Here is a 15,820-nt window from a genome sequence, read left to right as displayed (position 1 = left end):
AGCGATGGTCGTCACAGCAGCGCTCGGTCTGGCGCTTTGCGCGACGGGAGCGGCCGCGCGCGACCTGTTTGTCGACAATCTCGCCGGCTATACGATCGAATCGCGCGTTCTCGACGCTCCCAACTGCGAGGGGCCGGCCATTCCGGACGGCACGCTGAAGACCTTCGAGCAAGGCCTCTGCGTCTTCCACCGCCCGGCCCGCAGTCCCGACGACAGCCAACGCGCTGCCAATCTGATGCGCGAGGCGCAGACACGCGGACTGCCGCCTGTCCACCAGCAGCTCGCCGCTCTGATTTCAGGCTTGGCCAACTGTGCCGAGGCGACGCGTCATCTCGACGCCTACCGCGCTTCGGGCAACCAGAGCCGGATGGAACAGACGCTGTTCTGCCGCGACCGGCGGCACAGCCAGGCTGACTTGAATGCGATCGAATGGAACCATGCGCTGTTCGAGTATGCCGACCGACTCGGTTCGAACCGAACGCTCGACCAGAGGCTGGCCGAGATGAGCACCTGCCAGGCCGGCCCCTTGAGCGCCGATTTCGACGCCCAGTGCGGCCTGATCTCCAATCTGTCCGACACCGAGATTGATGCCTTCTCCGACGGGGCGGCCGGCAAGGTGATCGAGAGCTACTTCGCCAGCGTTGAGAGCCCGATCACGGCGATGTTTTCCCGCAAGCTGAAGCGCGCCGAGGGCCTGATGCAGAGTTCGCGCGCCGGCATCGACGACATCAAGACCGGTGCCGATGCAGTGAACAAGGAGTATGCCGCGCTGAACCAGGTCTACGAGGCGGCGCGCGACACCAAGATGGGGTCGATCTACAGCGCCTACCGCGAGGCGATCCTCAGGGCGACCTCGATCCTTGACGAGTTCGACCGCTGGAAAGGCGGGCTGTTCATAACCTCGGAAAACATCAACCTGATGCCGAAGATCACCGAACGGTCGGGTGAGATCACGGGCGAGAAGACCCGCGTCGAAAGCCTCGCCTTCGAAGCCAAGGCGGGCGCGCTGGTCGCAGACATCAAGCGCATCATCAATGCCGACGCCGAGAACCGCGCCACTGTCGCCGCGCTCTGCCGTATCTACTTCTGCGAACTGACCAATCGCCGCGCGATGGCCGACGTCATCCGCACCTGCCGTCGGCCGGCGCTGGCCAACAATCCGCTGTGCGTCGGCCAGAACGGGCAGATCACCAGCGGAAAGCTTACGGTCGACTTCCAGGGGCCGCACTCGATCTCGGTCAAGGAGTTGTGCCAGTCGGCCGGCCTCGATCCGTTGATGACCGAGGTCAACATGGATCCCGTCCGCGCAGCAAGCTGCCTGAGCGAATTGCGATGAGACAGGCGCCCGCCTTGCTCGCCCTGTTTCTCGCGGGCGCTTCGGTGGCCCGCGCCGAGCCGCAGCTTGCTGCTTTCGTGACCGACCAGAACAAGGACGTCTATGTCGCGCTTTTCGACGGCAAGGCGGTGGAACTCGCCGGCTGCACCAGCCCAGGCCAGGCGAAGCGGCTGCTGCATCTGCCCGACACCGCCACGGTCTCGCAGACGACGCTCGCCAAGGTTCAAGCTGAAAACGGCTTTGGGGCGCAGCCGCGGCTGCCATGCCTTGGCACCGCATTCGATATCGACTGGCCGGCGACAACCGCGATCTGGGCCGACGTCGAGGCATCGGGCAATTATTATCTCCCCTCCCCCTCGGGCAGCGGCTATTTTGCCGTGCCCACCGCCTGCGCGGAGATCAAGGCGGCGCTCGCCATCCGCGAGCGACTGCAACTGCCGGGGGTGCTCCAGGGCTTCGTCACGCCGCCCAGCGTTGGGACACCGTTCGTACTCGATTGCGGGCGCGGCGATCTCGGCGGCCCGTTGGACCTAGCAGTGCCGAGCGTCGCCCGCTGGAGCCTGCACCGGTTTGAAACCTTCCTCAGCGCCGACAGCATCGGCGACACGGTCTATGTCGTGCGCTACACGCCGCCCGGCGAAGGCGCGCAGCCCTCCTACCTGCCCATTGTGCGCCTCGACGGCAGGGCGACGCGCGACATCATCGTCGATGCGGCTGCGGCGGAAGCGGTAGAGAAGAAATTGCGAGCATTCTTCGGAATCGCCGAGGCCGAGGCCGTAACCCTGCTCGGCGCCGACGCGGTGGCTGCGCTTCGTTCGGCGCCCTTCGTCGACCTGTGTCTGTCGAATTGCGACGGCTATCAGCGCGAGCACGCGGCCTTCGCGCAGCCGGGCATCGACCTCGGCCTGGCGCCGCTGCCAGCCGGCCCGTCCATCAGCTCGCTTGACCCCCTCGGCAATGCGCGGCTGGACTGGACCTTCGCGGAAGGGCGAAGCCTGTCCTTCACGGGCTGCCCGCTTCTCACCTCGGCGCTCGGCCTGTCTGCCCCCGGCATTGGCGACTGGATGGGCGAGACTGATCGCGCGCTGACAGCCGCTCCGCCGCCGGCTACCGGTTTCGATTGTCGCGGCTCGGCCAGCGATACGTGCGTTCGCCGCATTAATGATGGCGGCTCGCTGACGCTGACGCAATTCTCCGCCGAGGGCGATTGCGCCGGGCGGGTCAATCTCAGGCTCGAACTGCCTGCAGCGGTCCAGGTGCCGCAGACACTGGTCTTGAAGGGATTGCCGTTCCAGACGGTGCATATGGCGCCTGCCCCCGGCGTCGCCCGCACGCGGCTCGTCGGCACCGCCAACCGCGTGCCGGCCGGAACCTCGTCATGCATCCTGTCCGCGACTGGCGTGATCATCGTTGCGGATGGTTTGCCGCGGCTCGAGCTTGAGCGGATCGATCTGGCACGGGCAGCCGATCAAACGACCGACGAGGTCGTCGCCGTGATCGCGCAGAACGGCACTGTCGCGCTCGACAATGTGACGATCGGCACCGTGGCGGACGGATTGTCGCCGGTGGCGCGTGGCGTGTCTCTGTGCCTGGCCGATCTTTATGCGCGCGGCCTCAGGGTGGAAGCAGACATGCTGGCGATCCAAGGCGTAAGGGCACGGCTGCTGATCTCGGCCCAGGCGCCCGCCCGGTCCACTATTGTCCGCGCGCGCTTCGGCGCGGTGCTCACCTCCGACAGCCTGATGCGGGTGGACTTTACCGATGTCGCCGCCGCCAATCCGCTGGTTCTGCGAGGGGCGATCGTGGCGGGCCGCTCGGATAGCTTCGCGCCGACCGCCACTGGCCTTGCGATCGGCTCCGCCATCCAGCTCGAGCGCGGTTCGTCGGCGAATTTCACCACCTCGACGGTATCCGGCTTCCGCTGCGCGGTCAGTTTCGCAGACAGCGGCTCAAGCGCCAGTTTCCTGCTGCCGGGCAACGACATCGCACGCGACAATACGAGCCGGGCTTGCGGGCCAGGCCGCTTCAGCCTGGTCGAATAGAGCGGAAAGGAGAAACCAGATGAACTGCATCGCTTGCTCGCTGCTCCTTCTGCTGACGCTGCTCCTGGCGGTCGATGCCGGTCCGGCCCGCGCCGAGGAGCCGAAGGTCGTCCTGTTGGAGGACCCGACGCTGAACGCCAGCCGCTTGCACTATCCCCTGCTCATCTCCGAAGGACGCGGCTACCGCATCCGCTGCAACGACCAGGCTGACGAAGAGGCGGTGATCCGTGGACTGGGCTTCGCCACCGTTCCGTCGCAAGTGCTGACCGCCGTCGACAATGCGGTCATCGCGGCCGACCCCGCCGCCAATCCGCTGTTGTGTCCGTCCGACGAGAACTACCCGATCAAGGTCTTTGCGCACGACGGTGGCAGCGGGCTCGTCTACTACCTGCAGTTCCCGACCGATTTCGGATCAACATCCTTCTCCGACCAACTCTACATTCCCGGCTGCGCGCCCCTAGTCGCGGAACTGAAACTCAATCTCAATCAGGCGATTGACGCCGATCCCACCGCATTCTTCGCCGGAAAGGTTCATACCATTGCATGCGTCGCCGGCGCGCCACTTGTCGGCCGGCCGACGACCTTTGCCAGCTGGTGCTTCAAGGATGACCTTGATCCCGCCCAGCAGACGACGGTCGAGGAGCTGCTTGCCCTGACACCCGGCGGTGCCTCTGCGCTGGGCAATCCGGCCGCGTGCGCAAGCGCGCAGGATTTTCTCGCGTCTAGCACGACGCTCGACCTCGCCGGGCGACGGCTGACCAACCTTGAGCCGCTGGCGACACTCACCCATCTGACGAGCCTGACCTTGTCCGGCAATGAAATTGCCGACACGCGCGATCTCGAAAAGCTCACCGAGCTGACGTTCCTCGATCTGTCGCGAAACAGGATCAGCAACATCAACGTGGCGGCCGTGATGAAGAAGCTGGCCGACGCCGACCTCAGTTCCAACCAGATCGCCGACCTGCGACCGCTCGCCTCGGCGCGGGCTTTGATGCGGCTGGTTCTGGCCAACAACAAGATCACAGACGTGTCGCCGCTGCGCTTTCTGCAAGAACTCACGGTGCTCGACCTGTCGAAGAACCGGATCGCGGATGCGCGCGCCTTGACGGGCTTGGCCAAACTTACCGCTCTGAACCTGCGCGCCAACCGCCTGGCCACGGTGCAGTCCGTCAGCGCCATCCTGCCATTCAACCCTTCGCTGGACGGCAATCCGGTCTGCATCAGTCGACCGGAGCATTCAACCGTCGCCTCCGGGAAGATTTTCGAAGCCTGCATCACGGCAATCAAGGAGGCCGACGTGGTGCTGGCAAACATGCAGACCGGCAAATGCCTGGCCGTTGCCGAGGGGCGCCTCGACAACAACGCGCCGGCAGTACAGTTCAACTGCGACGGCGACCAGTGGCGCCGCTGGAAGCTGGTCGAGACGGACGACGGTTTTCAGCTGCAGAACGTGCGGTCCGGAAAATGCCTGACCATTGCCGGCGGGATCAGCACGGACAACAATATCCCGGCCCTCCAATTCAACTGCGACCGGGACCCGTCGCGACGCTGGAAGCTGACCGCGACCGGCGACGGCTTTCAGGCTGAAAACGTGCAGACGAAAAAATGCCTGACGATTGCCGGCGGGGTGAGCACCGACGACGACATCCCTGCCCTCCAGTTCAACTGCGACCGCGATCCGGCACGGTTCTGGAGTATACGGGCGGCCGACCCCGAGGTCGTGCTGGTGAACCGGCAAACCGAAAAGTGCCTGTCGGTCGCGCAAGGAAGAACCGACAATAACGCGCCGACGGTGCAATTCGACTGCGACAATAGTCAATGGCAGCGCTGGAGGCTGGTCGAAACAGGCGACGGCTTCCAGGTGGCGAACGTCCAGACAGGCAAGTGCCTGACGATTGCCGGCGGAGTCAGCACCGAAAACAATATCCCGGCCCTGCAATTCAACTGTGACGGCGATCCTTCACGCCGCTGGAATCTAATCGAGACGCGCGACGGAGTTCAGGCGGAGAACGTCCAGACGGGCAAGTGCCTGACGATTGCCGGCGGGGTTAGCAACTTGAACAACATCCCGGCCCTTCAGTTCGCCTGCGATCGCGATCCGTCGAGCTATTGGACCGTCAAGGCGGCGGACGAGAGGTAGCGTCGCTAATGGTTCGGGCTGATTGACCTGCATCGATCAGCCTGGAGCCTCGAAAGGAGAAGCCAGATGAAACGCATCGCCCGATCGCTGCTCCTCGGTCTGGTCCTGCTCGTGACCGCCGGCGCCGGCCTGACCCGCGCGGACGAACCGAAGGTTGTGTTGTTCGAGGATCCGTCTCTGGAGGCGAACCGACTGCACTATCCGCTGCTTATCTCCGACGGGCGCGGTTATCGCATCCGTTGCAAGGACCAGGCTGACGAGGAAGCAGTGATTCGCGGACTTGGCTTCGCGACGGTTCCCTCGGAGGTGCTAACCGCCGTCGACAGCGCGATCGTCGCCGCGGATCCCGCTGCCAACCCGCTGCTGTGCCCGTCGGGCGAGACATATCCGATCAAGGTGTTCGCGCACGATAATGGCAGCGGCCTCGTCTATTACCTGCAATTCCCCTCCGATTTCGGCGCGACGACATTTTCCGACCGGATCTACATTCCCAGCTGCGCGCCGCTGGTCACCGAGCTGAAGCTGAATCTCGACCAGGCTCTGAACGCGGATCCCACGCCGTTCTTCGTCGGCAAGATCCACACCATCGCGTGCCTCTCCGGCGCGCCGCTGGTCGATAAGCCGACGACCTTCGCAAAATGGTGCGTCAAGGGCGACCGCACGCCGGCTGAAACGGCGACCGTGATGGCGGTGCTCGATTCAACGCCCGGCGGGGTCTCTGCGCTCGGCAACTCGGCCGCCTGCGCCACCGCCCAGACCTTCTTGGAATCGATCGCGACGCTGAACTTGAACGGCAAGGGCGTGCAATCGCTCGAGCCGATTACAGTGCTGACGAACCTCACCAGCCTGTCGATCGCCAACAATTCGATCGCCGAGCCCGGTCCGCTGGCCAAGCTCAAGACGCTGACCTTCCTCGACATTTCCGGCAATCACATCAGCAACATCAACGCGCTGGCGCCACTGACCGCGCTGACCCGGGCCGACCTCTCCGACAACGACATCACCGACATCCGCGCGCTGTCAGCGCTGGCGTTACTTACGAACCTTACACTCGACAACAACAAGATCGCCAGCCTTGAGCCGCTGCAATTCCTGCAGGCGCTCTCGATACTGTCCATTGGCAACAATGGACTCACAGGCGACATGCTCGAACCGCTCAGCGCGCTCGGCGGGCTGACCAGCCTCAACCTTGCCAACAACAAGATCGATACCTTCGCCAATCTCGGAAGCTTCCCCTCGACGCTAGCCATCAACCTCAGCGGCAACCCAATCGTAGCGGGCGGCGGGCAAAGCTTCGTTGACCTTTGCGTGCTGCACCGCGATGCCGCGACCCCGCTTGGGCAGACCGTTCGCGCCATGGTCGAATTGGAGGGCGGCGGAACATGTTCGGCGGTCGGCAACAAGCTGCTGGCGACCACGGCGCTCGACCTGTCGTCCAAGATCGTCAGCGACCTGCGTCCGCTCGCCACCTTGCCGCAACTCACCTCGCTCAACCTCTCGAGCAATGACATCACCGACGTCGCGCCGCTCGCCGGCCTGACCAATCTCGGCATACTCAACCTGTCAAAGAATTCGATCGCTAATGTCAGGCCGCTGGCGGCGCTGTCGGGCCTGATCAATCTCGATCTTTCCGACAATCCTGTGCAAGCGACTGATTTCCTGTCGGCATGCCTGATGCGCAACCAGACCGACTTTCTGACCCCCGCGCAAGCCGCAGAAGTGAACGCGCTGTTGTCCATCTCAGGCAAGACTGTCTGCGGCAGAGCCTATGACGATCTCAGCTCACGCCAGTTCGCCGATGCGAAGAACCGTGGGTTGACCAGCGTCTCGCTCTTCCAGGTGATGGGCAATCTGACCTCCATCGACCTGTCCGACAACCAGCTGTCCGACGTCTCGGCGCTGTCGGCAGTACCGGGGCTGACAAAACTTTGGATTCGCAACAACCAGATCCCCTCGATTCAAGGGGTATTGCAACTGCGCCGCCTTGAACAACTGAACGTCGACGGCAATCCACTGTCGAACCTGATCGGCATCGGGCTGCTCAACAAGCTCACCAAGCTCTATTTCTCGAACACCCAGGTGCAATCCGTTATGCCGTTGGCGGACCTGCCGTTGCTCGACGACGCCGGAATGCGCAACCTGCCGCTGCAGTACGCCAGCTTCGCTGAATACTGCATCGTCTACCGGTTCGATTCGATCGCGCTCGGCGACTCGCGCGGCTTCATGGCGGCACTCGACAGCCGCATGCAGGCCGGCCACATCGACAGCACCGATTGCAGCGCAGCGCAGAACTGGGCGCAGTCATTGACCAGCCTGACGCTGAACAAGAAGTCGATCATCGCCGTCAACCCTGTGGTCTATTTCCGGGCGCTGGGCGAACTCAACCTGTTCGACAACCTGATCACCGACGCGTCGCCGATCGCATCGCTGACGGGACTTCAGAAGCTGAACCTCGCCACCAACCGGCTGTCGGCCATCCCGCGCTTCGGCTCGAGCGGGCTCAAATACATCTACCTGAATAACAACCAGATCACCAATGTCGGCAATCTGTCGAGCATGCCAGCGTTGTCGGATGTCGATCTGCGCAACAACCGCGTTTTCAATGCGCTGCCGCTCGGCACGCTTCCGGCGCTGTCGGTCGTCGATCTGAGGGGTAACCGGGTTGAGAATTTCGCTCAGGTCCATCCGGTGATCGGAAAGTCCTATCTCGGCAACAACCCGATCTGCTCGTTCCCGCAGCCGCTCCTCCAGCAAGTCGCCGAAGCCTGCAAGCGCGAGCCGTTGCGTATCTTCGATGGAAACATTCACTTGCAAGACGCGATCGCCGTCCAGCCCTCGGTCATCTGTCCACGCCCGAATTGCTTGCAACTCATCATCGTGAGCCCGCACATTCATCAGTAATGCCTGCATCCGGAGAGGTAGTCCCATGTTCGCAAAGACCTTTGCCACTCTCGCAGCCCTGACCGCCGGCGCCGCAGTACTCGGCTCCCCGGCCCGCGCCGAAGACAAATCGGCGACGTCAGTCGTGCAATTGCCCGCGGCGGGCGGCACCGTCTCGCAAGAGGAAGGCAGCTTCTCGCTGAACAACAACACGGGATCCGCGAACTTCACCTTGCCGCTGCCCACCTTGCCGACGCGCGGCCAGTTCGGGCCGCAGATGAGCCTCACCTACAGCCAGTTCGCGGGCGATACCGGCAACGGGCTCGGCATCGGCTGGCAGTTCAACACCCAGGCGATCGCCGTCAATGACGATCTCGGCACGGCCTTGCCCGGCACCAAGCCGGGCGGCGATTTCTTCTCCCGCCTGTCATACATGGGCGCTCGGCTCGTCTTTCTCGGAAACCAGAACGGCGTCTGGGAGTACAAGCCCGAATACGCCGAGGATTTCGTCAAGATCCTCTACCACACTGGCGCGTTCGACGTCGTTTCGCTCGACCTGACAGGCGGCCTGCACACCGATACCATCCCCTCAGGCTTTGAGGTGATTAATGCCAACGGAACGCGGCTGATCTTCAGCGGCGATCCGTCCGTGGCGGAGGGCAATTTCGATATAGCCACCCCCTACGTCACGAAATGGCCGCTGGTTCTGCAGCTCAACGCCAACCGCGAAGCCGTCCGCTACGACTACCAGCGTTTCGGTGGACGCAGCTATCTTACAAAGGCCAGCTTCGCCGGCGGCCAGAGCAGCTATCAGTTCGACTTGATCGAGACACAATCGACGCTCGTCAGCCACACCAATGGCAGCAGACAGGAAAACGCCCGGCTCTACGGCAAGATGACAGCCAAGTTTAAGGACACCGTCTACGGCCAATGGTGCATGGGATATGTCGGCCGTGATACCAGTGACACGTCGAAGTTCATCGTCCGGGCGCATCCGGACTGCCTGGCGAAGGCTCAGGCCGACCTGACACCGCTTATCGATACCCAGTCGGTCAATGTGCTCGACCAGCTGCGCGTGCTTTATCGCTATGGCGACACCGGCGGCGAGGCGCTGGCGCAATCGACGCTGAAGTTCCCGGATATCCATTTCGGCTATTCGTCGTGGACAAGCGCCGAGCTGGCGTCGCGCCCCGTCGTGTTCGAAGCGCCAAAGATGGCGTTCGCTGGCGACATCCCCCCGCAGAATTTCGAGTTGGCCGACCTCAATATGGATGCGCTGGTCGACATCGTGCAGAGCAAGGATGATGGCGCGACCGTGCATCTTGGCAGCGGCGACCTGAACAGCGCCTTCGGCGAAACGAGCCAGCTCATCCTGTCGCGTCCGACCGAGGCTGGACTGATGCGCCAGATCGCGCCACGGCTCACCGACAACCGCTTCGCTTTTGCCGACATCCTTGGTGACAGCTTCGTCGACATCGTCGAAATCGAAGATGGGTTGATGCACGTCTATGATGGCAAGGCCGACGGGACTTTCCCCTATCTCGGCCGCTCGATCCCGCTACTCGGCGTCTCGCCGACGACATTCGCGGGCGGCAACGGCCGCTTCGCCGACGTCAATATGGACAGCCTGTCTGACATCGTCACGACGCGCCTCAACGCTGATGGCCGCACCGAATGGCGGATATTCCTCAATCTCACACGGCGCCAGGCCGATGGCGGTTACAGCGTCAACTTCGGCACGCTGACCAAGGCGTTCCCATTCAACAGCCAGGACGGCCAGATACTCGGCCGCAACAATGTGCGGATGGTCGACATCAATGGCGACCGGCTGCCCGATCTCGTCGTCATCCGCCCAGCCGACCAGGGCTTCTGCCTCTACGAGAACCAGGGCAACGCCTTCTCGACGGACTCGAATGCGTTGCTGTTCGGAGATGCCGCGATCAGCGATCCGGTCTGCGGTCACGGCACCTTCTCGAAGATTGGCGGCATGCTGCCCGGCGATAGCCTCGTCACGATGTGGTACATCGACGCCAATGGGGACGGCATCATCGATTTCGCGTCTATGGGCGAGCGCACCGACCAGATGCGCATCTGGCTCGGCTTTGGCGACGGCACCTACCTGAAAGATCCGCTCGGCATCACACTCAATCTGCGGGTTCAACTCGGCACGTCGACACAGACCTTCGGTTCGCGCGTCGCCGACATCGACGGCGACGGTCAGACCGAAATCATCGTGTTCCAGAAGCCGTCCGGCGATGAGGTGAAGCCCGTCGTCGTCATTGACTTCAACCGCACCGACACGATGCAACTCGTCAAGGCCAACCTGCTCACGGTCGTCGACTTTGATTCCGGCCGGCGGCACGACATTCGCTATGCGACCTCGATCGACGAGATGCTGCGCGACCGCGCCAACGGCCAGCCGACGCGCAACCTGCACTTCCCTGTTGTCGTCGCCAAGCAGCTCGTCACGTCGCAGGGAATACCGGGCCAGGCTCGCGACCAGGTGCAGACGGACGAATATTTCTACCACAACCCATTCTACGACGTGATCAATCGCCGTTTCATCGGCTTCTCGGATGTCGAAAAGGTCGCTTACGGCGACGAGAACGCGGCCGGCCAGCGTGTCACGCAGCGTTCAAGTCTCGATCGCGAACAATATTACACCTTCGCCGAAACGGCGGCTGACCTGAACCTCGCCGGCAAACTGAAGATCCGCAAGACCTATGAAGTGAAGCCCGAGGCGACACTCGTTGCGAGCGCGGAGACAACCGAGACGCTTGATCCGTCGGCGGCGGCGCTGCACTCGCTGTCGACTGCCACGCGCAGCCAGAAGCTGCCGACGACCGGCATGATGCTCAAATGCGAGGCTTCGATTTGGGAAGCCCACCCGAACGGCGAGGGCTCGTCATACCTCAGGAAAGTCAAGGAAACTCTAACCGAGTCCGCCGGCGAGGCCGAACAGCAGGAACCGGCGGATCCCGAATGCAAGGATCCGGTTAAAACCCAGACCTATACGGACTTCGACGAATTCAATATGCCCGCCTCGGAAACGGTGCAGGTTCGCGATATCCCGGGACCCGCGGGTTTGACTGTCCAGGGCTTTAGCCGCACCACCCAGACCGGGTATGCGCAATCGCGGGCCGATCTCGCCGCGCTCAGCATTGTCAACGCCGCATCCGAGCGCCGTATCCTTACCGGCACGCGACTGCTCAGCCGTGAAAGCTTCACCTATCTAGCCGACGCGGGCGGTCGCATGGGCACCCGGACGCTCGAAGTCTTTTCAGGCCTCAGCAGCTTGCCGGCGTCGCTCGAGCAGTTCCGCAACGCCACCCGCACGCTCACCAAGAGCATGGCCTATGACGTCTTCGGCAACACCACGGCGCTGTCGGACGACCTAGGGCAGACAGAGGCCGTTCTCTACGAGGAGACCGGCACCCTGCCGCTGAGCCACACCAAGATGGCAGGTGGTGCGTCCGAGCTCAACCAGGTCACGTCTATGACCTACGACGGACCACGGGCCGGAGCTGTGCGGACGATGACGACTCCCCTCGGCATGGTCGTCACCAACGACTATGACGCGCTCGGCCGCAGGATCCACGAGGCGGCAGCCGACGGTGCGGAGAAATTCTACAGCTACAAGATCGGCGAGAGCGGCCTGCCCTCACTGATCCTGACATCGAAGCGCCGCTACAAGAGCGCAGCTGAAACGCCGGAAGGCGAAAGCGAGTTCATAGCCGAACTGGCGGCATATAATGCGCGCGGGAACCAGGTCGCCGATCTGGAAAGCGTTGCCGAGGGGGGCGTGCGGGTCCGCAACTTCGCGCTCTACAATCGTAACGAGAAACTGGTGTTCCGCTGGACCCCATTCGTCGTCAGGAGCTTCGGCGGTGTCGACGACCTGAACCTGCAGAAGGTGTTCGACCTCGGCGACGTTCCGCGCCCGGATCACGAAATCGGCAACGCATACACATACGACGCGGCAGGCCGCATGGTGCGCGAGTCCTACCCGTCGGGCAAGCTTACCGAGATGACCTTCGGGCCTTGGGGCACGCACACAATCACGACCTATGCCGATCAGTTCGACGGTACGGTACGGAGCGAGGAATATTCGCTCAGCAACGAGAACGGAGTGACCGGCTTCATCGCCGCCAACGGCGACGGCGTAATGCACATCTCCCGCTTCGTGCGCGATTCCTTCGGCTATTTGAGCGAGATTTGGCTGCCGGGCGAAACCACTCCTCGACGGCTAGTCTACAATTCGGTCGGCGACATCGAATTCCAGTCGATTCCCGGAATGGGCGACCGGTACGCCTTCTACGACGCGCGCGGGCGGCAATCAGCGATCGCGCGCGTCGGCACGAACGGCGAAGCTTCCGTGCAGACGTCCACCTACGACTTCCTCAACCGCAAACTCACTGAGGTTGACGATGGTGTCCTCCATCTTGAATACCGCTACGACCGGGGCGTCGACATCGCCTCTGCGGACGGGTTCGAACTGCCGATCGCATTACCGCTCGACAAAATAACCGAGGTCATAATCCACGATCCCAATGGCCTGTTCGACGCGGTCGAACGCTACGCCTACAATGCCAATGGCCGTATGACGGCCAACGAGGTGGAGATCAACCACGTAAAATATGCCGATCGCTTCCATCACACGCTCGATGGCCGGATTGACTCATCGATTGGCCCACGCGGCCTCGCGTCGAAATTCGCGCTTGGACCGGACAAGAACCTCCGCTCCGTGACGGTATCCCATCCAGACTTCGCCGGCCCGCAGAAAGTGATCGAGAACATCACCTACAATCCGGAAGGACGCATCGAGCGCGTCGACTACCGGCTCGGCGCCTTCACGCAGATGACCTACGATCCGACGACGCTGTTCCTGACGCATATTGTCTCGCAAGCGGGAGGCGTTCCGCTGCAGGACCTGGCGATGGCGTTCAATTCGAACGGCTCGATCACACAGATCGTCGATGCGCTGGGCAGTGGTGCCGGCGGCGCGACCCACGTCGATCGCTCCGGCAGCTTTCACTATGACTTCAAGAACGAGCTCGTGAGCATCGATCGCTACGGCAAGCATGCCGAATTCGGCTATTCGCCGGCCGGCACCTTCGCCCGCAATGACGAGCTCGATCCCGGGGCAGGGATTGTCCCGGCGGCAGCCAGCGCAACCGGCCTCATTCCGGCCGGCAGCGCGTCGAAGCCATATGGTTTCGACGGCTTCGGTCAGCTGGCGACGTCGCCGAACCTTACCGGCACTGTCTTCGACATCAACGGCAGGCTCATCCGAGCGCAGACCGCAACGAACGACGTCTTTTACGGCTACGACCAGACCGGTCGGCGCCTATACAAGAAGGTCGCCACTCCGGACGGATCGAAGCCTGACCAGCTTTATCTCTATCCGGTGGAGACATTCGAGGTCGGCCCAAAGGGCGAGGAGAGCTATGTCAACATTGCCTCAACCAAGTTGGTGCGGCTCGAGCACGGTACCGGCAAATGGTTTTATTACCTCAAGGACCATATTGAGAGCAGCGACTATGTGATCGCCTCGGGCGGCACCCCGGTGGAGCAGATGCTCTATCGGGCATACGGAACCGAGCACAAGCCGGAGCTGCTGGCTCCTGCCTGGGCCGATCACTTGACGGATGTTTCGGGCGAGTTGCCGCGCGAAAAGACGCACCATCGGTTCACCGGCAAATATCTCGACGACGATACCGGGCTCTACTATTTCGGTGCCCGCTACTACGATCCGGCCCTTGGCCGCTTCGTCTCACCCGACCCGCTCTATGTCGGCGATCCTGAGCGCTGCACCGGCAACCCAACCTCATGCAATCTCTTCGCTTATGCCAACAACAATCCGATGGCCTATATCGACCCGACAGGCCTAAAGGAGATCGTGGCCGGCGATGCCGCCTACCGGCGGCAGGTTGAGGAGGACATCCAGCGTACCGACCCGACTGCCCGAGTCGACAGCAAGACCGGCGAGGTTTCGCAAAGCTGGCTCCACGGCGCCTGGCTCGACGTCAAGGACTTCTTCGTGCCCGGTACCGGAATGGATACAGGGCGCGAACTCACCAAAAGGATTGTCGACAGCCCGGAAACGGTGACGATCCAGAACGTCGCCGGCCGTACGGGAACCGATCTCGCCGATCCCACGAAGAACCCGATGACGACACCGGGAGGGGCGATCATCTCTTACGATCCGGCCGCGGCCCGTATCCGCACGTCGAGCGAGTTCGACAAGTCGACCGGCACGGTCGCGAAAAACCCGGCCGACCCTGGCATCGTGCTTGCCCATGAGCAGATCCACGCCTCCCACATCCAGGCGGGGCAGATCTCCGGCATGGGGCCAGCCACCTACAACGGGCTGGATGGAAAGCCGCATACCTCTATGGACGAGGAAGCGCGGACCGTCGGTGTCGGCGGAACGCCGCGGCCTGACGACATAACAGAGAACCAATTGCGCGACATGCTCGGCATCAAGCCGCGCAACCACTACAACTGATTCGCGGCAACGTAGAAGGACGGAGGCATGACATGCGAAACTTCCCTCTCCTTACGGCGGCCCTGGCCGGGCTGGCGATGCTCGCCACCGCGGGGGCGCTCGCCCAATCCATGAACCCGCAGATGAAGGAGCCACAAGCGATTCCGCTCGATTTCCTGACCTGGATCGATCGCGACTCAGACTGGCTGCAGAAGCAAATTGCAGCACTTGGCGGAACTGGAAAGCTCACCATCAATGGCGGCATTCTGGAGACGACAGACCTTGATACCTTGAGGGCAGCCAATCGCATCCGTGCCTTTGCCTACCTCGCGACCAAGGGCCTGAGGCCTCCCTATTTCGATCTGACGATCGCTGCGGGTGATGCGACAGCGCGGTGCGTCACACAATTCCCCCGCAGCATAGCGCCAGGCATCGGTCCCATGGATTTCGCAAGGAAGAGTTTCCCGGCTGACGCTGCCGACCAAACCGAACTGAAATCCTGCACCGTCGCAGGTAAGGGCGGAGACTATGCAGGGCTTGACCGGGCGAGCTTTCGAGATCGCTACTTCGACGCCTCCGGCACATTGAAGCCGGAATTCCAGGACCTCGGCTCCGATCCCGCGTTCAAAGCCAAGGCCATCGATGAGGGCTTCTTCCTGACGACGGAGGACTATAGCGGCCAATTGCAGCTGGACCTGCGGTAGGCAGCTACGAGGTAGCAGCAACAGCCGCGAGCGAACGAGGCTAGCCCAGACGCTCGTGGCCTGCTGCCTGAGTCAGGCACCGCATCGCATGGCTCGGCAATCTGCGCACTCTACTGTCTAACAGATCACTAGAGTCTTTCACGTTTTGACGGAAGCGTATCCGGCGTTTGCGAAGTAGTTTTTGCATTCGCCGGGTTCGATCGTCGCAACGAGGTGGCCGATGTGGCGCCA

At 62.6% G+C, this 15,820-nt stretch carries 6 protein-coding genes; all 6 read left to right on the top strand.

Annotated elements, in window-relative coordinates:
- The first annotated feature begins 4 nt into the window (after window positions 1-4).
- Window positions 5-1,336 carry a hypothetical protein gene (locus NKH23_RS29665; RefSeq protein WP_353027138.1) on the top strand — a complete coding sequence of 444 codons (1,332 nt, stop codon included), beginning with the start codon at window positions 5-7 and terminating at the stop codon, window positions 1,334-1,336.
- Complete coding sequence (locus tag NKH23_RS29660; RefSeq protein ID WP_352979639.1) at window positions 1,333-3,378, top strand: hypothetical protein; 2,046 nt, start codon at window positions 1,333-1,335, stop codon at window positions 3,376-3,378. The genes NKH23_RS29665 and NKH23_RS29660 overlap by 4 nt, the downstream gene beginning before the upstream one ends.
- Before the next feature lie 19 nt (window positions 3,379-3,397).
- Window positions 3,398-5,518 (top strand): RICIN domain-containing protein, encoded by a 2,121-nt coding sequence (locus tag NKH23_RS29655; RefSeq protein ID WP_353036061.1) that lies wholly within the window; start codon window positions 3,398-3,400, stop codon window positions 5,516-5,518.
- A gap of 66 nt (window positions 5,519-5,584) precedes the next feature.
- Window positions 5,585-8,419 carry a leucine-rich repeat domain-containing protein gene (locus NKH23_RS29650; protein WP_353027137.1) on the top strand — a complete coding sequence of 945 codons (2,835 nt, stop codon included), beginning with the start codon at window positions 5,585-5,587 and terminating at the stop codon, window positions 8,417-8,419.
- Window positions 8,420-8,444: 25 nt separating this feature from the next.
- Entirely contained in the window at window positions 8,445-14,906 is a 6,462-nt protein-coding gene (locus tag NKH23_RS29645) for an RHS repeat-associated core domain-containing protein (protein ID WP_353036059.1), read from the top strand.
- A gap of 32 nt (window positions 14,907-14,938) precedes the next feature.
- Window positions 14,939-15,589, top strand: a complete 651-nt coding sequence (locus NKH23_RS29640) for a hypothetical protein (protein ID WP_352716701.1) — start codon at window positions 14,939-14,941, stop codon at window positions 15,587-15,589.
- Window positions 15,590-15,820 lie beyond the last annotated feature (231 nt).

It is taken from the genome of Mesorhizobium sp. M1328, from assembly GCF_040318075.1.
Classification (GTDB): Bacteria; Pseudomonadota; Alphaproteobacteria; order Rhizobiales; family Rhizobiaceae; genus Mesorhizobium.
The sequence above is the reverse complement of the archived record's forward strand: the minus strand, read 5'-3'. Positions and strand labels throughout refer to the sequence as shown.

Excerpts from the sequence above, each read along its gene's own strand:
- NKH23_RS29650 (WP_353027137.1), top strand. The coding sequence starts at position 5,585 with ATGAAACGCATCGCCCGATCGCTGCTCCTCGGTCTGGTCCTGCTCGTG.
- NKH23_RS29645 (WP_353036059.1), top strand. The coding sequence starts at position 8,445 with ATGTTCGCAAAGACCTTTGCCACTCTCGCAGCCCTGACCGCCGGCGCC.
- NKH23_RS29665 (WP_353027138.1), top strand. The coding sequence starts at position 5 with ATGGTCGTCACAGCAGCGCTCGGTCTGGCGCTTTGCGCGACGGGAGCG.
- NKH23_RS29660 (WP_352979639.1), top strand. The coding sequence starts at position 1,333 with ATGAGACAGGCGCCCGCCTTGCTCGCCCTGTTTCTCGCGGGCGCTTCG.
- NKH23_RS29655 (WP_353036061.1), top strand. The coding sequence starts at position 3,398 with ATGAACTGCATCGCTTGCTCGCTGCTCCTTCTGCTGACGCTGCTCCTG.
- NKH23_RS29640 (WP_352716701.1), top strand. The coding sequence starts at position 14,939 with ATGCGAAACTTCCCTCTCCTTACGGCGGCCCTGGCCGGGCTGGCGATG.